The organism is Streptomyces daqingensis, assembly GCF_014645895.1.
GTDB classification, from domain to species: Bacteria; Actinomycetota; Actinomycetes; order Streptomycetales; family Streptomycetaceae; genus Streptomyces; species Streptomyces daqingensis.
This window is the reverse complement of sequence record NZ_BMMP01000003.1, coordinates 103,949-122,554: the sequence shown is the minus strand read 5'-3', so window position 1 is coordinate 122,554 and position 18,606 is coordinate 103,949. Positions and strand designations below refer to the sequence as shown.

Sequence of the window (18,606 nt, the reverse complement as noted above, 5' to 3'; positions counted from 1 at the left end):
AGGGGCGTGGAGCTGCCGCGCCCGCCGGAGTCACCGGGACCGGCGAAGGGTGAAGGGCCTCGGAGCCGAGGGGCCGCCGGTGCGCCGGGCCTCCGGGCACGCACCTCCCGGCCCGCAGACGGAAGCGCCGGACCCCGGCGCATCCGATCACTGGGAGCGGATAAACCAGGGCCCGGCGCGGTCCGTACGGGACGGGCGGAAGTCCGGCACCCGGGCGGGGGGCCGGCGGTGCGAGTTCGCGTCAGGGTCTGTGCCCGGGCTGGGCGTCGACCTCGCGAAGTGCCTCGATGACGCTGCGCAGATGGGCACGGGCCGCACGCTCGGCGGCCTCCGGGTCGTGCGTGCAGATGCCGTCGATGATCGCCAGATGCTCGGGCAGCGAGACCGAGGGCCGCCCGGGGTGCATCGCGAGCCGGAACTGGTGCCGGACGTTCTGGCCGCGCAGCCGCTCCAGCACCCGCGAGGCGGTCCGCTGACCGCCGATCTCGCGCACGCGGCGGTGCAGTTCCTGGTTCAGGGCGGAATATCCGAGCAGGTCCCCGCCGGCCACGGCTTCGCGCATGGACTTGCCGATGCCCTGGAGTTCGCGGACCTCTTCGCCCGTGACCGCCTCGGCGGCCTTGGCGGCGCAGAGCCCTTCGAGCACCATCCGGACCTCGGAGATCTCGATGGCCTCGTCGAGCGGGACCGCGCGCACCCGGGCACCGCGGTTCTGTATGCGCTCGACCAGCCCCTCGTTCGTCAGCTCCAGCAGCGCGGAGCGGACGCTGGCGCGGCTGGCGCCGAACTGCGAGGAGAGATCGGCTTCCACGAGCCGCTGGTTGGGCACGAACTCGCCTCTGATGATCGCCTCGCGGATGGCCTCCACCAGTGGCGCCCCGGCCCCGTTGCGTGCCCCGTCCTCAGCCACGATCTCCCCGGTTCCTCTCCGCCGCACAAATACGCACCGATATTGTCAACAATTTTGTCCGAGCTTAGTGTAGCGGCATGCCCTCGGACACCTCATCGGAAGAAGACGCCCGGACCGTGGTGGCAGTCCTCGGTCTCGGCGAAGCAGGCGGTTCCCTCGCCGGGGACCTGGCGAGCGCCGGCGCCGCGGTACGCGGTTACGACCCGGCCGCCGTACCGGTGCCGGAAGGCGTCACCCGCACGGGCAGCGAGGCCGAGGCGGCGGCGGGCGCGCACGTCGTGCTCAGCGTCAACAGCGCCTCGGCAGCCCAGGGGGTGCTTCTCGCGGGCGTCGGCTCGGTGGGCCCCGGCGCGGTGTGGGCGGACCTCAACACCGCGTCACCGGGCGCGAAACGCGAGTTGGCCCATACTGCCGCCGAACACGGAGTGGACTTCGCCGACTTCGCCATCATGGCCCCGGTCCCCCGGCGCGGCCTGCGCGTGCCCATGCTCGCCAGCGGGCCCGGTGCCGCCGCGGCCGCGCGGCTGCTGTCGGATCTGGGCGCGTACGTCGCACTGATCGAGGGGCCGCCCGGCCGCGCAGCCGAACGGAAGCTGCTGCGCAGCGTCTTCTTCAAGGGTCTGGCGGCCGCCGTGGTGGAGGCCCTCGAAGCGGGGCGCGCGGCGGGCTGCGAGGAGTGGGTCAGGGAGAACATCGTCAGCGAGTTGAGCCAGGCGGACGCCGGCACAGTCGACCGGCTCGTGCAGGGCACGCACCGCCACGCCGTGCGCCGCACAGCCGAGATGTCGGCGGCCGCGGACATGCTCGGCGAGCTGGGCGTCCAGCCGCGCGTGGCGGCGGCGAGCCGCGATCTGCTCGCCGAATTGGCCGCCGGTAAGTCCGCGCAGCGGGACGCCTAGCCGGACGGACGGCGGGCGGCCAGCGGGCGGACCGCCTCCGCGAGCAGCCCGAGTTCGCCGGAGGACGGCGGCGCACCGGCGGACGGAGACGCGCTCCGGCACACGGCCGAGCCCCGCAGCGGACTACGCGCAGTGCAGGCACGCACCGCACCGGCCCCGGCAGAGACCGCCGCCCAGGGGTCAGCCGACCGCCTTCGCCGCGGCCCGCCCTGCCGTACGTCCCGAGAAGAGGCACCCGCCGAGGAAGGTCCCCTCCAGGGACCGGTATCCGTGTACGCCGCCTCCTCCGAAGCCCGCGGCCTCCCCTGCCGCGTACACGCCCGGCAGCGGCTCGCCGCCCTCGGCGAGGACCCGCGCGTCGAGGTCGGTCTCGAGTCCGCCGAGCGACTTGCGGGTGAGGATGTTGAGCCGAACGGCGATGAGGGGCCCCGCCTTCGGGTCGAGGAGACGATGGGGCGAGGCGACCCGGATCAGCTTGTCGCCGATGTACTTCCGCGCGCCGCGGAGGGCGGTCACCTGAAGGTCCTTCGTGAACGGGTTGAGGATCTCCCGGTCCCGGGCCTCGATCTCGCGGCGCAGGGCGGTCTCGTCGATGAGGCCTTCGCCGGTCAGCTCGTTCATCCGCCGTACGAGCGGGCCCAGTTCACGCTCGATGACGAAGTCCGCACCCTTGTCCATGAACGCCTGCACCGGCCCCGGCGCGCCACCGCCGGCCCGGTTCAGCACGCCCCGCACGTCCTTGCCCGTCAGGTCGGGGTTCTGTTCGGAGCCGGAGAGTGTGAACTCCTTCTCGATGATCTTCTGGCTGAGGACGAACCAGGTGTAGTCGTGCCCGGTGTGCATGATGTGGTCGAGGGTGCCGAGGGTGTCGAACCCCGGGTAGAGCGGCACGGGCAGCCGCTTGCCCGTCGCGTCGATCCAGAGCGAGGACGGGCCGGGCAGGATGCGGATGCCGTGCAGGTTCCAGATCGGGTCCCAGTTCTCGATGCCCTCCGTGTAGTGCCACATCCGGTCGCGGTTGACGATGCGCCCGCCGGCCTTCTCCGTGACGCCGAGCATCAGCCCGTCGACGTGGGCGGGCACCCCGGAGAGCATGCGCGCGGGCGGAGTGCCCAGCCGCTGCGGCCAGTTGGCGCGTACGAGGTCGTGGTTGCCGCCGATGCCCCCGGAGGTGACGACGACGGCCTGGGCCCGCAGCTCGAAGTGGCCGGCGACGTCGCGGCTGCTCGCCTCTCCCCGCTCCACTCCGCTGGGTTCGAGAATCTCGCCGCTGACCGTGTCGACGGTCCCGGCGTTGCGCCCCAGCCCGGTGACGCGGTGCCGGAAGCGCAGTTCGACGTTCCCGCGCTCGGCACCCGCGCGCACGCGCCGCTCGAAGGGCTCGACGATGCCGGGTCCGGTGCCCCACGTGATGTGGAAGCGCGGCACCGAGTTGCCGTGGCCGCTCGCGCCATAGCCGCCGCGCTCCGCCCACCCGACGACGGGGAAGATCTTCAGGCCCTGCTGCCGCAGCCACGCCCTCTTCTCCCCCGCCGCGAAGTCGACGTACGCCTCCGCCCAGCGGCGCGGCCAGTGGTCCTCCTCGCGGTCGAAGCCCGCGGTGCCCTGCCAGTCCTGCCAGGCGAGTTCGCGGCTGTCGCGGATGCGCAGGCGGCGCTGCTCCGGCGAGTCGACGAGGAAGAGCCCTCCGAAGGACCAGTGGGCCTGGCCTCCCAGCGACTGCTCGGGTTCCTGGTCGAGGAGGATCACCTTGCGGCCGGCGTCGGCCAGTTCGGCCGTCGCCGCGAGCCCGGCGAGGCCTGCCCCGATCACGATGACATCGGCGTCGTACGCCATTGTGTCCCACCTGTTCCACACCCGGCTGTGCGCGCGGACGTTCACCCGGAAGATCTCGTGACCGGAGAGTAACCCCCTGCGGAAGCGGGCGGCACCCCACCGCCGGTGATGGAATGTGCACCATGGCAGACACCATCGGCCGGCAGCCGGCGCCCGAGGACGAGCTGCTCGACATCGTCGACGCCGACGACCGTGTGACGGGACGGGCCCCGCGCGGCGAGGCGACAGCCCGGCGGCTGCGGCACCGCTGCACGGCGATCCGGGTACGCGATCCGCAGGGGCGGATCTTCGTCCACCGGCGCACTCCCGGCAAGCTCGTCTTCCCCTCCATGTACGACGTGGTGGTCGGCGGTGTCGTCGGCGCGGGAGAGAGCTACGACGAAGGCGCGCTGCGGGAGGCCGAGGAGGAACTGGGCGTGACGGGGCTGCCGCAGCCGGAGCACCGCTTCACGTTCCTCTACGAGTCACCGCTGCACCAGTGGTTCATGGGCGTGTACGAGGTGGAGTGCTCGCTGCCCGTGCGGCCGCAGCCCGAAGAGGTCGACTGGTGGGACTTCGTCGCGGAGGACGAACTGGAACGCCTGCTGCCCGGATGGGACGTCGTTCCGGACGGGCTGGAGTCCCACCGGCGGCTCCAGGCATGGAGGGCGTCGAGGCAGCCGACGGACCCTGCCTCCGGCTGAACGGCGCGCGCGGCGAACCCGGTCGGCGGCACGCCGGGCGGTCCGGCCCGTTCCGCGGTCCCGCCCGCCCTGCCCTGCTGAGCGGCCGCGGAGCGAGCGGCCGCACCGGCGCGGGCGCAGCGCGAGCCGGAGGGAGCCGCGGGGACAGACGCCCGGCACCGCGGGGGCCGTAGGCTCGGTGCCATGATCGACCGGCTCCTTGCGACGCTCCGGCTGTGGTTCGCCCCGCAGCGACTGCGGGCCGAGGGTTCCACCCCCGACTACCGCTTCTCACTGGCGAACGAGCGCACGTTTCTCGCGTGGATCCGTACGGCGCTGGCGCTCGTCGCGGGCGGCATCGCCGTGGACCAGTTCCTGACCGGGCTGCGCTGGGCCGTCCGCACGTCCGTCTCGGCAGCCGTCCTGGCGTGCGCGGCGGCCTGCGCGTTCCGTGCCGTCAACCACTGGATGCGCTGCGAGCGCGCCATGCGCCGCGGCGAGGACCTCCCCGTCTCCCGGTTCCCCGTGCTGCTGGCGACGGCGACCGGTGTGGCGGCGCTGCTGGTGCTCGTCGCCGTCGCGCTGGGAGCGGGCAGCTGAGCGGCGGAAGCGGGGGACGGACCCGCGATCCGGCGGCGCAGCCGGAACGTACCCGCTTCGCCTGGCGCCGCACCACGCTCACGTTCGCCGTGGCCGTCGCCTTGGCCATACGCGACGTGCTCTACGGCGGCGGCGGTGCGTCTCCGGTGGAGGCAGCCGCCGCGGCGGTGGGGGTGCTGTCCTGGCTGGGGTTCCTCGTGCTCGCACACCGGCGGATCGCCGCGATGGCCGCCGGCCGTCCGTCCGCCCCGGACCCGGGGGTGGTGCGGGCGGCGGCGCTGTGCACACTGGCTATGGCGATGGTGGGAGTGGTGCTGCTGTGGTGAACGAGGAGCAGGGACGACAGACGGAGTCCCAGGTGCCGTTGGTCGTGGTGATGGGCGTGGCCGGGTCCGGCAAGTCCACGGTGGGCTCGCTGCTCGCGGAACGTCTCGGCGTGCGGTACGCGGAGGCGGACGACTTCCATCCGCCGGCCAACGTGGCGAAGATGTCGGCCGGTACGCCGCTGGACGACGAGGACCGGCGCCCGTGGCTGGACGCCATCGGGGTGTGGCTGGCCGAACACTCGGACCGGGGAGGCGTCGTGAGCTGCTCGGCGCTCCGCCGCCGCTACCGCGACCGGCTGCGCGAGCAGAGCGGTGCGCGTCTCTTCTTCCTCCATCTCGACGGCTCCGAGGAGCTCGTCTCCGCGCGGATGGCAGGCCGCAAGGGGCACTTCATGCCTCCGGCACTGCTGCGTTCGCAGTTCGAGACGCTCGAACCCCTGGAGGAGGACGAGCGCGGGGCGGCGGTGCCCGTCGGAGGACCTCCCGGGGAAGTCACCGACGAAGCGCTCGCCGCACTGACGCCGTAGCCGGGACGCCCGGAGCCTGACAACCTGTGCGGCACCGGGCTGCACGGCGTCGCGGCCGCACCACCCGGACGGCCGGGGGAAGTTCACCGGGCAGGGACGAACGAGGGGGAGAACGGGCGGATGGCTTCTACGGCAGTGGCGGAAGACGGCGTGAGCGGCCTGCCGGCCGGCGAGCCGTACACCGAGGAAGTGGCGGACGGCGTACACGCCTACATCCAGCCGGACGGCGGCTGGTGCCTCAACAACGCCGGCTGGGTCAGCGACAACGGCACGACCCTCCTCGTGGACACCGCGGCGACGCGTCCGCGGGCGCTGCGGCTGCGTGAGGCGCTGCTGGCGAGCGGGGCGCCGGCGCCGTCCACGGTCGTCAACACCCACCACCACGGCGACCACACCTACGGCAACGCCGTCTTCAGTCCCGGCGCGACGGTGATCGGGCACGAGTCGTGCCGGGAGGAGACCCTGCGGGCAGGACGCCAACTGCACGCGATCTGGCCGGAGGTGGAGTTCGGCGACATCCAGGTCACGGCGCCGTCGCTCACATTCCGCGACGAACTGACGCTGCACGTCGGCGAAGTGGAGGTGCGCTGCCTCCATCCGGGAGTCGCGCACACCACCGGTGACACGGTCGTGTGGCTGCCCGGGCAGAGCGTCGTGTTCACGGGCGACCTCGTCTTCCACAAGGGGACGCCGTTCATCCCGATGGGCTCCCTCAGCGGGTCGCTGCACGCACTGGACCGGCTGCGTGCGCTGGGCGCGCGGACGGTGGTCCCGGGGCATGGGCCGCCGGCGGGGCCGGAGGTCTACGACACCGTGGAGCGCTATCTGCGCTTCGTGGAAGAGCTGTCGCGCGACGCGTACGACCGGGGGCTCACGCCGCTGGAGGCCGCACGCGCGGCCGACCTGGGCGAGTTCGCCGAACTGGCGGAGAGCGAGCGGCTGGTGGCGAACGTGCACCGCGCCTACGCGGAGTTCGCGGGACGTCCGCTGGGCGAGCCGCTCGACGTCCCCACCGTGTGGGGCGACATGGAGCAGATGAACGGCGGCAGGCCGGTCGCGTGCCACGCCTGAGCGGCAGCGCGTGCGGAGGCACGGCGTCCCTCCCCCGTGCGTGGCACCGTCCGCGTGTACGTGGATCGCGTCACATGCGGGGCCTCCGGGGCGCCCGGAGGCCGTCCACCCCTAGACGCCATACCGACTAGTCGGCATGATCGATGCGACTGCGGTTGCCCGTTGCCCGCCGCCCGTGGAGGGGCAGCTTGTCGGTGTGGATCGCGTCCCGGCCGGGACGCGGCCGCCCGCACCAGCCCGTCCCGAACGTCCCGTCCGAGCAGTGGCGTCCCCCATCACGCAGAGGAGCGCGCAGGCATGACCAAGGAGAATCCACCCGGTCTCGATCTCGGGCGGCTCGCCGGACATCTGGACCGGGAACGCCCCGGCCTTGTGCGGGGGCCGCTGAGAGCCGAGGTCGTCCAGGGCGGCAGATCCAACCTGACGTACAGGGTGACCGACGGGGAGAGCCGCTGGGTCGTACGGCGTCCCCCGCTCGGCCACGTGCTCGCCACCGCCCACGACATGGCCCGCGAGTACCGCGTGATCACGGCGCTGCGGGAGACGGACGTACCGGTGCCCGGCACGGTGCTGCTGTGCGAGGACCCCGATGTGCTCGGGGCGCCGTTCTACGTGATGGAGCACGTCGAGGGCACCCCGTACCGTACGGCCGGAGAGCTGGCCGCCCTCGGACCGGAACGCACGCGAGCCCTCGCGCTCGCACTGCCCGACACCCTCGTTTCTCTGCACGCCGTCGCCCCGGAGAGCGTCGGCCTCGGTGACTTCGGACGCCCCGAGGGCTTCCTGGAGCGGCAGTTGCGCCGCTGGGGCAAGCAGCTGGAGGCGTCCCGCAGCCGGGAGCTCAGCGGTATCGACGATCTGCGCGACTCACTGGCCGGGCAGCTCCCCGAATCACCCCAGCCGGCCGTCGTGCACGGCGACTTCCGGCTCGACAACGTGCTGGCGACCGCCGACGACCGGATCGCCGCCGTACTCGACTGGGAGATGTCCACCCTCGGCGATCCGCTGACGGACCTCGGGCTCCTCGTGATGTACAGCGAGCGCCTCGACATCCCCGACGCCCCGATCAGCACGACTGCCGAGGCCCCCGGCCACCCCGCGGCCGAGGAGCTCGTAGAGCGCTACGCGGCGGCCTCCGGACGGGACGTCTCGCGCATCAACTGGTACACGGCGTTCGCCTGGTTCAAGCTCGCCGTGATCCTGGAGGGCATCCACTACCGCTACACGCTCGGGCAGACGGTCGGCCCGGGCTTCGACCGGATCGGCGACCTCGTGCCGGTCTTCATCGACAACGGACTCACCACGCTGCGGAAGGGATGAGGTCAGATGGACTTCGCATTCGACGGGCGCACGGAAGAGCTGCGCCGGCGGCTGACCTCGTTCATGGACGAGCACGTCTACCCGGCCGAAGCGGTCGCCGACGCGCAGCGCGAGGAGCAGGACTCCCCCTGGGAGACGGTGCCGGTGGTGGAGGAACTGAAGGCCAAGGCACGCAAGCACGGCCTGTGGAACCTCTTCCTGCCCGACCGCACCTACGGCGCCGGGCTGACCAACCTCCAGTACGCCCCTCTCGCCGAGATCCTCGGCCGCAGCCCCCGCCTGGCGCCCACGGCGGTCAACTGCAACGCCCCCGACACGGGGAACATGGAGGTGCTCACGGAGTTCGGCAATCCGGAGCAGCGCAGGCAGTGGCTCGAGCCCCTGCTGAGCGGCGAGATCCGCTCCGCGTTCGCGATGACCGAGCCCGACGTGGCCTCGTCCGACGCGACGAACATCGAGACGCGCATCCGGCGGGACGGCGACGACTACGTCGTCTCGGGCCGCAAGTGGTACATCTCCGGGGCGATGAACCCCGACTGCAGGATCTTCATCGTGATGGGCAAGACCGACCCGGACGGCCCCGACATCCGCCGCCAGCAGTCGATGGTGCTGGTACCGCGCGACACCCCCGGTCTCGAGATCCGGCGGGCGATGCAGGTCTACGGGTACGAGGACCACTACCACGGCGGGCACGCCGAGGTCGTCTTCGACGGCGTGCGCATTCCGAGGTCGAACCTCATCGGCGAGGAGGGCGGCGGATTCGCCATCGCCCAGGCCCGGTTGGGTCCCGGGCGCATCCACCACTGCATGCGGCTCATCGGCATGGCCGAGCGCGCGATCGAGCTGATGTGCCGCAGGGCGGTGGAGCGTTCGGCCTTCGGCAGGCCGCTCGCCGAGCAGGGCGTCGTCCGGGAGTGGATCGCCGACGCGCGGGTCCAGGTGGAGCAGCTGCGGCTGCTGGTCCTCAAGACCGCCTGGCTCATGGACACCGTCGGCAACAAGGGCGCCCACACCGAGATCCAGGCCATCAAGATCGCCACGCCGCGCGCCGTCGTCGGCATCCTCGACCGTGCCGTCCAGCTGCACGGTGCGGGCGGCGTCAGCCAGGACTTCCCCCTGGCCGAGCTGTGGGCGGCGGCCCGCACGCTCCAGCTTGCGGACGGCCCCGACGAGGTCCACCAAAGGTCGCTGGCACGCCGGGAGTTGAAGCAGTACACCGCCGCAGCGGAATGATGCGCCACGCGAGCTGAACGGGCTGCACCGAGCCGGTCTGCGGGCCGCCGACGCTCTCCGGAGGTCGTCGGCGGCCCGCAGACGCTCTAAGCCGTGCCGGGCTGCGCCCGCAGGCAGGGCCGGCTCAGCCGCCCGCCCTGCTGTTCGCGACGAGGCGCCTCATGGACTCGGTGAACCGGTCCACTTCCTCCGGACTCCAGTCCGCCGTCAGTTCGGCGAACACCTGCTCCTGCCAGGCGTGCGCCGCGTCGATCAGCTCGCGGCCGGCCTCGGTGACCTGCACGGCACGGCGACGGGCATCGGCTGCGCGGCTCTTCACCAGGTACCCGCGGGCGACCGCCTGGGCGACCATGCGGCTCGCTCCCGACTGGTCGATCCCCAACTCGCGCGCCACGTCGTTGACGGATGCCCCTCCGCCGTCCGCCAGGGCCGCGACCGCCTCCGTGACCATGACGTCCCTCCCCCGCTCGGCCTCGATTCCCGAACCGGCGCCGGTCCATCGTCGCGCCCAGAACCTGACGAACTGGAAAAGCGTCCTGCCGGGCTGCACGCGCTCACTCACCGGTACCTCCTCGTCCCCACCGATTTGCATGCGATACGCATATAGAGTGTATGCGTATCACATAGAAAGGAGGCCACCGTGGCAGCCGACTGGGCACCAGTGCGCGAGTGGCACCGGGCAGTGAACGAACGGGACGCCTCCGCCGCGCGGGCGGTGGCGGCGGAGGACATCGTCATGAGCGGCCCGAGGGGCGAGACGTCCGGGGTGGACTCACTCGCCGGATGGGTCGAGCACGCGGGCATCCACCTTCGCGCCGTCTCCTGGCACGCGGTTGACGGATCGACGGTGATCGTCGAGCAGGACGCGACGTGGCCGTCGGCTCCGCACGCGGATCCGGACGCCGCACCCGTCCGCCTGGCGACCCTCTTCCGGCTCCGCGACGACCACATCACTGCCGTCCTCCGATACGACGGGCTCACTCAAGCGCTGACAGCCGCAGCCGGTCACGGTCCCGCTCTCGACAGGCCGTCCGGCAGCGGCGGTTGACGCCTTCCCCCGAAGCTCCACCCTGCCGCTCCCGTCGCCCATCGCCCGTCGTCCGCGGCCCGCGGTCCGGCCGCGAACCCGTGCAGCGTGCGCGGCGGATGGCGCTCCGGGCGCGGCCGCCCGGCCGCATAGAATCCTGAGGCGCCCATGTGCGTGTCCGACCGGAGCGGTGTACCGAAGGGTGAGGGATGCCGAGGAAACCCGAGAGGGAACCCGACGGTTCAGCAGGGGAGTTCGCGGATCCAGAGGGCGTCTCCGCCGCTGGCGGTGGCGGTGAACTCGCCACCATCGGGACGACGGTGCGGTCGACGCGGCGCCTCCTGGGCATGACCGTCGAAGCGCTCGCGTCCCGCGCGGGCGTGAGCACCGGAGCGCTGAGTCAGCTCGAACGCGGTCAGGGCAATCCCTCCCTCCAGACGCTGCAGCGGCTGGCCTCCGCGCTCAGCCTCCCGCTGGTGCAGCTGCTGCAGGGTGCGGCGGAGCCCGAGCACCACGTCGTCCGCGCCGGTCACGGGCCCCGGCTGCCCGCACCGAGCGACGACACGCGCGAACCGCAGGTGCTGCGCGAGTTGCTGACCCCTTCGGGCGGGCGCCTGCAGGTGATCCGGAGCGAGGTGCCGCCGGGCTTCAGCAACGAGGGACGCTCCTACCGCCACCTGGGCCAGGAGTGCGTCGTCGTGCTGTCCGGGCGGCTGAGGGTGAGCATCGGCCAGGAGGTCGTGGACCTGTCGCAGGGCGACACGATCACCTACGACTGCACGGCCGCGCACTGGTGGGCCAACCCCGGTACGGAGACCACGGTGGTACTGGGCGCGGTCACTCCTCTGGCCTTCTGAACTACGCCCCGCGGGCGGTCCGTTCGGCACCCTTACGCTGAACCGCCCGCCCGGTAGGGCGTGTTCGAGCGCTGACGCCGAGCGGCCCGGCGTCCGCGGAACCGCCCTCAGCGGCCGTGCCCGGACGGATCGACCGCGCCGGTGAAGGCTTCGTGCAGCGCCAGGAGCCGCCGCAACTCGCCCACCGGGTCTGGGTGGTCGTCCACCCGCAGGTCGACACGGGTGGCGTTGCGGAGGCTGCCGTCGTCGTCGGGGGCGACGACGCGCAGTGCGGCGCTCTGCCGGCCGCGGCTGTCCCCGCCCGCCTCCTCGCCGCTGGCCAGCGCCGCGATCAGGCGCCGGGACAGCGGGCCGGCCGAGGCCAGGAAGGTGTCCCGCATGGCGTTGAGCACCGGCGTCCCGGTCAGGCAGTTCCCCGTGGCCACGCATCCGGGGCCGAGGAGGTGGCCGGCGGCGCCTGTGCAGTCGGGGCCCGTCCACGCGGCGGCCTCGCCCGCCGCGCCGAGCACCGCGAGCTGCCGCAGCGATCGTCCCGGGTCGGAGGAGATCAGGCGCTCGACCGTCTGAGCCGCGCCACGTCCGCCGCGGAGCTCCGCGATGCCGCGTTCGGCGAACGTCGTGTTGGTGTGAGCCTGCGTCACGAGGGCGCCCGCGCCGGCGGCGACGGCGGGCACGGTGGCGCCCACGGCCAGGGACTTCGACGCGGTGACGACGCCGAAGCTTCCGTCGCCGTCCCGTACCACCAGGGAATAGGTCACAGGTCTTCCTCTCTGACAGCCCGGTGGTTGCCCGAGTCAACTCCGGGTAACGGTTACGGACCGTGTCTTGACCTCACCCGCCGGGGTTCGTAACGTGCCCGTACTTCGCGATAATGACGCTCCTTCATCATAATGAAGAAGGGGCGGCGATGACCAGACGATCGAAGCGGGGGAGGCAGGCATGGGACGGCTGAGCCGTTGGACGTGCGTGGCACTCGCATCTGCCCTGCTCGGCGCGTGTTCGCCCGGCACGGGCGTGGACCGCGGTCTCAGCAAGGACGGCTCCGGCGTCGTGGCGGCGATCGCGGGCGAGCCCGATCAGCTCGATCCGCACCGTACGTCGGCGTACTTCTCCTTCCAGGTGCTCGAGAACACCTTCGACACCCTGGTCGAGCCGGACCGGAACCTCGACATGAGACCGGCGCTGGCCGAGCGCTGGAAGGTCAGCAAGGACCGGCTCACCTGGACGTTCACCCTCCGGAAGGGCGTCACCTGGCACGACGGCTCCGAGTTCGGCGCGGACGACGTCGTCTACTCGTACAGGCGCATCATCGACGAGAAGCTGGGCAACGCCTGGCGGTTCGACGGCGTCGAGGACATCTCGGCCCCCGACGACTCGACGGTCCGCCTCGAGCTCGAGAAGCCCATGTACAACCTGCTCTCCAGGATCGGCGGGCACAAGGGGCTCGCGATCGTCAACAAGAGGAACGTCGAGAGCGGGAAGATCAAGACGCGGCCGGTCGGCACCGGGCCCTTCTCCTTCGACGACTACAACCCCGGCGAGTCGATCCGCCTGAAGGCCAACTCCCGCTGGTGGGGCGGCGCTCCGAAGATCCCCTCGCTGACGTTCCGGTTCATACCCGAGCCCACGACGGCCCTCGCCGACCTGGAGGCCGGCGAGATCAACTGGACGGACAACATCCCGCCCCAGCAGGTCGAGCGGGTCTCGCAGAACGAGGACCTGGAGCTGGACACCGAAGTGGGCAACGACTACTGGTACCTGGCGGCCAATCAGGACCGCAAGCCGTTCGGCGACCCGCGGGTGCGGAAGGCCATCGCCTACGGCATCGACCGCAAGTCCATCGTGCAGGCCACGCAGTACGGCAACGCGAGCGTGAACCAGCTGGCCATACCGAAGACCAACCCCTGGTACACCGCGTACTCGCCCTACTCGCACGACCCGCGCCGCGCGGCCAGGCTGCTCAGGTCGGCGGGCGTCCGCAACCTGAAGATCGACATGCTGGTGACCAAGGAGTACCCGGAGACGGTCATCGCGGGCCAGGTCATCGCGTCCCAGCTGGAGAAGATCGGAATCACGGTCAAGCCGCGCGAAGTCGACTTCGCCACCTGGCTGGACAAGCAGGGCAAGGGCGAATACGACATGCTGATGCTCGGCTGGCTGGGCAACCTCGACGCCGAGGACTTCTACTACGCCCAGCACCACTCCAAGGGGAACTTCAACTTCCAGAAGTACTCGAGCCGCAAGGTCGACGAGCTGCTGGAGGCGGGACAGAAGGAGTCCGGCCGGAAGGCCCGCAAGGAGCGCTACGCGCGGGCCGCCCGGCAGATCGCCGACGACGCCAGCTACATCTACCTCTACAACCCCGACGTCGTGCAGGTGTGGGCACCGCAGCTGCGGGGATACGAGGTCCGCAGCGACGGCGCCATCCGATTCCGGGACGCGAGGCTGGCCGACTGATGCTGCGCTTCACTCTGGCCCGCGCCGGGCACGCCGCCGCCGTCCTGCTGGGTGTGACGGTCGTCGTCTTCGCCCTGATGCACCTCGTGCCGGGAGACCCCGTACGGGTCGCACTGGGCACGCAGTACACGCCCGAGTCCTACCAGGCGCTGCGTTCCGCCTCGGGACTCGACCGCCCGCTGATCAGCCAGTACTTCCACTACGTGGGCAGTGCGCTCACCGGTGACCTGGGCGTGAGCTTCCGCACCGGGGAACCGGTCACGCTCGTGCTGCTCGAACGCCTCCCCGCGACGCTGTCCCTGGCGTTCGCGGCGATGGTCATCGCCGTCGGTCTCGCCATCCCCCTCGGCGTCTACGCGGCGACGCACCAGGGCAGGATCAGCGACACGATCGTGCGCGTCGTAAGCCAGTTCGGGGTCTCCGTACCCGACTTCTGGCTGGGCATCCTCTTCATCCTGCTGTTCTCCAGCACGCTGGGGTGGCTGCCGCCGTCCGGCTACGTGCCGCTCACGGAGGACCCCCTCGGCTGGCTGTCCAGGGTGATCATGCCCGCGACGGCGGTGGGACTGGTCTCCGGAGCGATCATCACCCGGTTCGTCCGCAGCGCCGTCCTCGAGTCGCTCGGCTCCGAACACGCACGCACCGCCAGGGCCAAGGGCCTTCGGCAGCGCATCGTGAGGAGCCGGCACGTGGTCCGCAACGCGATGGTCCCCGTCGTCACCGTGATCGGCGTGCAGGCGGCGATCCTCATGGGCGGGGTCATCGTCATCGAAGTGGTCTTCGCCTGGCCCGGGTTGGGGCGGCTGACGTTCGACGCCGTCTCGGCACGGGACTACCCCGTGGTGCAGGGGGCGGTGCTGCTGGTCGCGGCGCTGTTCCTGCTCGTCAGCATGGCCGTCGACCTGCTGTACGCGCGAATCGACCCGAGGATATCGATCCGATGAGCGCACGTCCTTTCTCCGCGTGGAACCACCTGCTGCGGCGCCCCGTCTCGGCGGCCGGGCTCGGCGTCGTCGCCCTGCTCGTCGTCCTCGCCGTCCTGGGCCCGCACCTCGCCCCCTACGGTCCGAACGCCGTCGACGTCACCCGGGCCCTGCGCCCGCCGAGCACCGAACACTGGTTCGGCACCGACGACTTGGGGCGCGACATCCTGAGCCGCGTCGTCCTCGCCGCCCGCATCTCGCTCCAGGTCAGCCTGGTCAGCGTGGGCATCGCACTGGTCGCGGGGGTACTCCTCGGCCTGCTCGCGGGCTACTTCCGGGGATGGGCCGACACCGTGATCATGCGGGTCGTCGACGTGGTCTTCGCCTTCCCCATCATGCTGCTGGCCATCGCCATCGTCGCCGTGCTCGGGCCCGGCGTCACGACCGCGACCGTCGCCATCGGCGTGGTGTACGTACCGGTCTTCGCCCGCGTCACCCGCGCGAGCGCCCTGGCGCTGCGCGAGGAGCCTTACGTGAAGGCGGCCGCCGCCATCGGCGCCGGGCCGCTGCGCATCATCCGCACCCACATACTGCCCAACGTCTCGGCGCCGGTCATCGTCCAGACCTCGCTCAGCCTGGCCTTCGCGATCCTCTCGGAGGCGGCGCTCTCCTTCCTCGGCCTCGGCGTACAGCCGCCCCAGCCGTCATGGGGGCGGATGCTCTTCGACGGCAAGGGCTTCACCGACGCCTGGTGGATGAGCGTCTTCCCGGGGCTGGCCATCTTCGTCACGGTGCTCGCCTTCAACCTCGTGGGAGACGGGCTGCGCGACGTCCTCGACCCCCGCCAGCGATCCGCCATGGAGTCCAGGAGGGGCCGATGAACGCTCCGGGTTTCGCCGTACAGGACCTCACGGTCGTCCTCGGCCGCGGCAGGCGCGCGGCCCGCGTCGTACGCGGCGTGTCGTGGTCCGTCGAAGCGGGACGGACGCTCGGCGTCGTGGGGGAATCGGGATCGGGCAAGTCGATGACGGTGCTCGCCTCGGCGGGACTCCTTCCTCCGCCGGCGACCGTCACGGGCAGCGCCCTGCTCGGCGGGCGGGACCTGCTGAAGCTGTCCCGGCGCGAACTCGAAGGCATACGCGGCCGGCGGCTCGGATTCGTCTTCCAGGACCCGATGACCTCGCTCAACCCGCTCCTCACAGTGGAACGGCAGATCACCGAGGGCATCGAGGAACACCTCGGCGCGACACGGCGGGCCGCGCGCGACCGTGCGCGCGAGCTCCTCGCGACCGTCGGCATCGCCGACCCGGACCGACGACTCGACGCCTATCCTCACCAGCTGTCCGGCGGGATGCGGCAGCGGGTGATGATCGCGATCGCGCTCTCGTGTGAGCCTGACGTCCTCGTGGCGGACGAGCCCACGACAGCGCTCGACGTCACGACGCAGGCGCAGATCCTGGACCTCGTGCGCGAGCGGCAGGAGCGCATGGGCATGGCGGTCGTCTGGATCAGCCACGACCTCGCCGTCGTGGGCGGACTCGCCGACGACGTCGTGGTGATGTACGGCGGGCAGGTCGTCGAGCAGGCCCCCGTCGAGACGCTGCACGGAGCGCCCGCACACCCCTACACACGGGGCCTGCTGGGAGCGCGTCCGGTCCTCGGCAAGCGACGCGACCGCCTCACCGCCATCCCGGGAACGCCCCCCGACCCCCGCGCGCTGCCGCCCGGCTGCGTCTTCTTCGACCGCTGCCCCGTCAAGGGGGACCCGCGGTGCGAGACCGAGGTCCCGGACCTGCTGGAGGTCGGCCGGCGCCACTACACCCGCACGTTCTGCCCGGAGGACCAGTGAGCAGCACAGCAGGTCCGGGCGAGGCCCTGGACAACCGGACCGGACCGCTGCTGGACGTGCGGAACCTGTGCGTACGGTTCCCCGGCCCGCGGGAAGGCCGCCACCGCTCCTGGGTGCACGCCGTCGAGGACGTGTCCTTCACGATCGAACGCGGCCGGACGCTGGGCCTGGTGGGCGAGTCGGGGTCCGGCAAGTCGACGATAGGCAACGCGCTGACCCGCCTCGTCCAGCCCACGTCCGGCACGGTCCGCCTCGACGGCCAGGACGTGCTGGCCGCCCGCGGAGCCCGGGCGCGCGAGCTCCGCCGGCGCATCGCCATGGTCTTCCAGGACCCGTACGCGTCGCTCGATCCGAGACGCACCGTCGGGGCGACCGTGCGCGAACCCCTGGACGTGCACCGCATGCTCTCCGGACGCGCCGGACGCAAGCGCAGAGCGGCCGAACTGCTCGATCTCGTAGGGCTGGTGCCGGAGACGGCCGCCCGGTACCCGCACGAACTCTCCGGCGGGCAGCGCCAGCGCGTGAGCATCGCGCGCGCCCTCGCGGCGGATCCGGACCTGATCATCCTGGACGAGTCGACCGCGTCCCTCGACGTCTCCGTCCAGGCGCAGATCATGAACCTGCTGCGGGAGCTGCAGGACGAACTCGGCCTGACCTACCTGTTCGTGTCCCACGACCTCGCCGCTGTCGAGCACATGAGCCACCACGTCGTCGTGATGTACCTCGGCCGCCGCATGGAGACGGGCACGACGGACCACCTCTACAGCAGGCCCGCGCACCCCTACACGCAGGCGCTCATGTCCGCGGTGCCCGACACGGACCCGGCCACGGAGAGGAACCGCGAGCGGATCCTCCTCGGCGGCGACCCTCCCAGCCCGCTCGACCCGCCGTCCGGCTGCGTGTTCCGCACCCGCTGCCCCCTGGCAGCCGGCGAATGCGCGGAGCCGGTCCCGAAGACCGCTGTCTCCGGCGACCACGACGTCTGGTGCGTACGCACCGAGGAGTCGCTGTCGCCGGAGCGGCTGCGCCGCTTCGTCCACTGAGCGCGAGTCAGCGCATCACGACCGGAGTTCCCGACCGGCCCCGAACCAGAAGGGAGCAGCATCCGAACGACCGCGGCACCGCGGGGAGTCGAGGCGGCCGGCCCCGCCGGATGTCTGCGGCGAAGCACGGCACATCAGACCCGTAACGAAACACACCCAGAACCGGCTCCGACGCCGGCCGAGGAAAGGAAGACGAATGGCAGGACGTCACCGTCGTCCGTCAGCGGCATTCCATCGTGCCTTGCCGAGATCCATCGGAAAGCGCGGCGGCTTCATCATCGCGAGTGCCTTCGCGGCGAGCCTCGCGGCCGCCGGATCGGCCGCCGCGGACACCGGGCCGGGTTCCGGGCCCGACTCCAGCACGAGCGCGCCGGACCAGGGCCCGGCCGACGACGATCCCGGCCCGGGCGCGGGACCCGACAACGGCCCCGGGCCAGCACCCGGCCCCGACAACGGCCCCGGCGCAGGACCGAACAACGGCCCCGGCCCCGCCCCAGGACTCAGCAACGGCCCCGGACCGGCACCCGGCCCAGGCCCCGACAACGGTTCGGACATGGGCCCCGACAACGGCCCCGGCGCAGGACCGAACAACGGCCCCGGCCCCGCCCCAGGACCCGGCGACGGCCCCGGACCGGCACCCGGCCCAGGCCCCGACAACGGTTCGGACATGGGCCCCGACAACGGCCCCGGCGCAGGACCGAACAACGGGCCAGGCCCCGCCCCGGGACCCGGCAACGGCCCAGACACAGGACCCAACAACGACCCCGGACCGGCGCCCGGCCCGGACAACGGCCCCAGCCCAGGACCGAACAACGGGCCAGACCCCGCCCCGGCACCCGTCGAAGAACCCGAACGACACGCAGCCGACGGCCTCCCCGACACCCCAACACCCCCCGCACCGGCCCCGCCCACCCCCGGCCCGGACAACACCCCGGACACGGGAACAGCACACGGCCCCGGCCCCGCCCCGGGACCCGGCAACAGCCCGGACACAGGACCCAACAACGACCCCGGACCGGCGCCCGGCCCGGACAACGGCCCCAGCCCAGGACCGAACAACGGGCCA

19 protein-coding genes are annotated in these 18,606 nt (G+C 72.0%); 15 read left to right on the top strand and 4 right to left on the bottom strand.

Annotation, left to right across the window (positions count from 1 at the left end; genetic code table 11):
- Nucleotides 1-241: 241 nt before the first annotated feature.
- On the bottom strand, nt 242-910 hold the full coding sequence (locus IEY56_RS05525) for a GntR family transcriptional regulator (RefSeq protein ID WP_229711635.1): 669 nt from the start codon (nt 908-910) through the stop codon (nt 242-244).
- Between the two features lie 77 nt (nt 911-987).
- Here IEY56_RS05525 and IEY56_RS05520 point away from each other — a divergent pair, with 77 nt between their 5' ends.
- A complete protein-coding gene (locus IEY56_RS05520) occupies nt 988-1,809 on the top strand; it encodes an NAD(P)-dependent oxidoreductase (protein ID WP_189035950.1) in 822 nt (273 codons plus the stop codon).
- A gap of 180 nt (nt 1,810-1,989) precedes the next feature.
- On the opposite strand, the gene IEY56_RS05515 is transcribed toward IEY56_RS05520, so the two are convergent.
- Nucleotides 1,990-3,645 carry an FAD-binding dehydrogenase gene (locus IEY56_RS05515; RefSeq protein ID WP_189035949.1) on the bottom strand — a complete coding sequence of 552 codons (1,656 nt, stop codon included), beginning with the start codon at nt 3,643-3,645 and terminating at the stop codon, nt 1,990-1,992.
- Between the two features lie 122 nt (nt 3,646-3,767).
- Here IEY56_RS05515 and IEY56_RS05510 point away from each other — a divergent pair, with 122 nt between their 5' ends.
- The 7 genes from IEY56_RS05510 to IEY56_RS05480 all read left to right on the top strand — a co-directional run bounded on the left by IEY56_RS05510 (nt 3,768) and on the right by IEY56_RS05480 (nt 9,384).
- On the top strand, nt 3,768-4,328 hold the full coding sequence (locus IEY56_RS05510; RefSeq protein WP_189035948.1) for an NUDIX domain-containing protein: 561 nt from the start codon (nt 3,768-3,770) through the stop codon (nt 4,326-4,328).
- A gap of 183 nt (nt 4,329-4,511) precedes the next feature.
- A complete protein-coding gene (locus tag IEY56_RS05505; protein ID WP_045866552.1) occupies nt 4,512-4,907 on the top strand; it encodes a YidH family protein in 396 nt (131 codons plus the stop codon).
- A complete protein-coding gene (locus IEY56_RS05500) occupies nt 4,904-5,233 on the top strand; it encodes a DUF202 domain-containing protein (RefSeq protein WP_189036221.1) in 330 nt (109 codons plus the stop codon). The genes IEY56_RS05505 and IEY56_RS05500 overlap by 4 nt, the downstream gene beginning before the upstream one ends.
- Before the next feature lie 50 nt (nt 5,234-5,283).
- Nucleotides 5,284-5,760 (top strand): gluconokinase, encoded by a 477-nt coding sequence (locus tag IEY56_RS05495; protein ID WP_189036220.1) that lies wholly within the window; start codon nt 5,284-5,286, stop codon nt 5,758-5,760.
- A gap of 120 nt (nt 5,761-5,880) precedes the next feature.
- Nucleotides 5,881-6,831 carry an MBL fold metallo-hydrolase gene (locus tag IEY56_RS05490; protein ID WP_189035947.1) on the top strand — a complete coding sequence of 317 codons (951 nt, stop codon included), beginning with the start codon at nt 5,881-5,883 and terminating at the stop codon, nt 6,829-6,831.
- Nucleotides 6,832-7,128: 297 nt separating this feature from the next.
- Nucleotides 7,129-8,151, top strand: a complete 1,023-nt coding sequence (locus tag IEY56_RS05485) for a phosphotransferase family protein (protein ID WP_189035946.1) — start codon at nt 7,129-7,131, stop codon at nt 8,149-8,151.
- Nucleotides 8,152-8,157: 6 nt separating this feature from the next.
- Nucleotides 8,158-9,384 (top strand): acyl-CoA dehydrogenase family protein, encoded by a 1,227-nt coding sequence (locus tag IEY56_RS05480; protein WP_189035945.1) that lies wholly within the window; start codon nt 8,158-8,160, stop codon nt 9,382-9,384.
- Nucleotides 9,385-9,508: 124 nt separating this feature from the next.
- Here IEY56_RS05480 and IEY56_RS05475 read toward each other — a convergent pair whose 3' ends face one another.
- A complete protein-coding gene (locus tag IEY56_RS05475; RefSeq protein ID WP_229711634.1) occupies nt 9,509-9,946 on the bottom strand; it encodes a MarR family winged helix-turn-helix transcriptional regulator in 438 nt (145 codons plus the stop codon).
- A gap of 78 nt (nt 9,947-10,024) precedes the next feature.
- On the opposite strand from IEY56_RS05475, the gene IEY56_RS05470 reads away from it, so the two are divergent.
- A complete protein-coding gene (locus IEY56_RS05470; protein ID WP_189035943.1) occupies nt 10,025-10,432 on the top strand; it encodes a nuclear transport factor 2 family protein in 408 nt (135 codons plus the stop codon).
- Between the two features lie 188 nt (nt 10,433-10,620).
- Complete coding sequence (locus IEY56_RS05465) at nt 10,621-11,268, top strand: helix-turn-helix domain-containing protein (RefSeq protein ID WP_189035942.1); 648 nt, start codon at nt 10,621-10,623, stop codon at nt 11,266-11,268.
- Nucleotides 11,269-11,375: 107 nt separating this feature from the next.
- On the opposite strand, the gene IEY56_RS05460 is transcribed toward IEY56_RS05465, so the two are convergent.
- On the bottom strand, nt 11,376-12,026 hold the full coding sequence (locus tag IEY56_RS05460) for a DUF1028 domain-containing protein (RefSeq protein ID WP_189035941.1): 651 nt from the start codon (nt 12,024-12,026) through the stop codon (nt 11,376-11,378).
- Between the two features lie 208 nt (nt 12,027-12,234).
- Between IEY56_RS05460 and IEY56_RS05455 the strand changes: the two genes are divergently transcribed.
- Genes IEY56_RS05455 through IEY56_RS05435 form a run of 5 tightly spaced genes read left to right on the top strand, consistent with a single transcriptional unit; the run spans nt 12,235 to nt 17,540 of the window.
- Nucleotides 12,235-13,725, top strand: coding sequence for an ABC transporter substrate-binding protein (locus IEY56_RS05455; protein ID WP_229711633.1), 1,491 nt, complete (start codon nt 12,235-12,237; stop codon nt 13,723-13,725).
- On the top strand, nt 13,725-14,669 hold the full coding sequence (locus IEY56_RS05450; RefSeq protein ID WP_189035939.1) for an ABC transporter permease: 945 nt from the start codon (nt 13,725-13,727) through the stop codon (nt 14,667-14,669). The genes IEY56_RS05455 and IEY56_RS05450 overlap by 1 nt, the downstream gene beginning before the upstream one ends.
- On the top strand, nt 14,666-15,529 hold the full coding sequence (locus IEY56_RS05445) for an ABC transporter permease (RefSeq protein WP_189035938.1): 864 nt from the start codon (nt 14,666-14,668) through the stop codon (nt 15,527-15,529). Before IEY56_RS05450 ends, IEY56_RS05445 begins: the two co-directional genes overlap by 4 nt.
- Nucleotides 15,526-16,497 carry an ABC transporter ATP-binding protein gene (locus IEY56_RS05440; RefSeq protein ID WP_189035937.1) on the top strand — a complete coding sequence of 324 codons (972 nt, stop codon included), beginning with the start codon at nt 15,526-15,528 and terminating at the stop codon, nt 16,495-16,497. The genes IEY56_RS05445 and IEY56_RS05440 overlap by 4 nt, the downstream gene beginning before the upstream one ends.
- Entirely contained in the window at nt 16,494-17,540 is a 1,047-nt protein-coding gene (locus IEY56_RS05435; RefSeq protein ID WP_229711632.1) for an ABC transporter ATP-binding protein, read from the top strand. The genes IEY56_RS05440 and IEY56_RS05435 overlap by 4 nt, the downstream gene beginning before the upstream one ends.
- Nucleotides 17,541-18,606 lie beyond the last annotated feature (1,066 nt).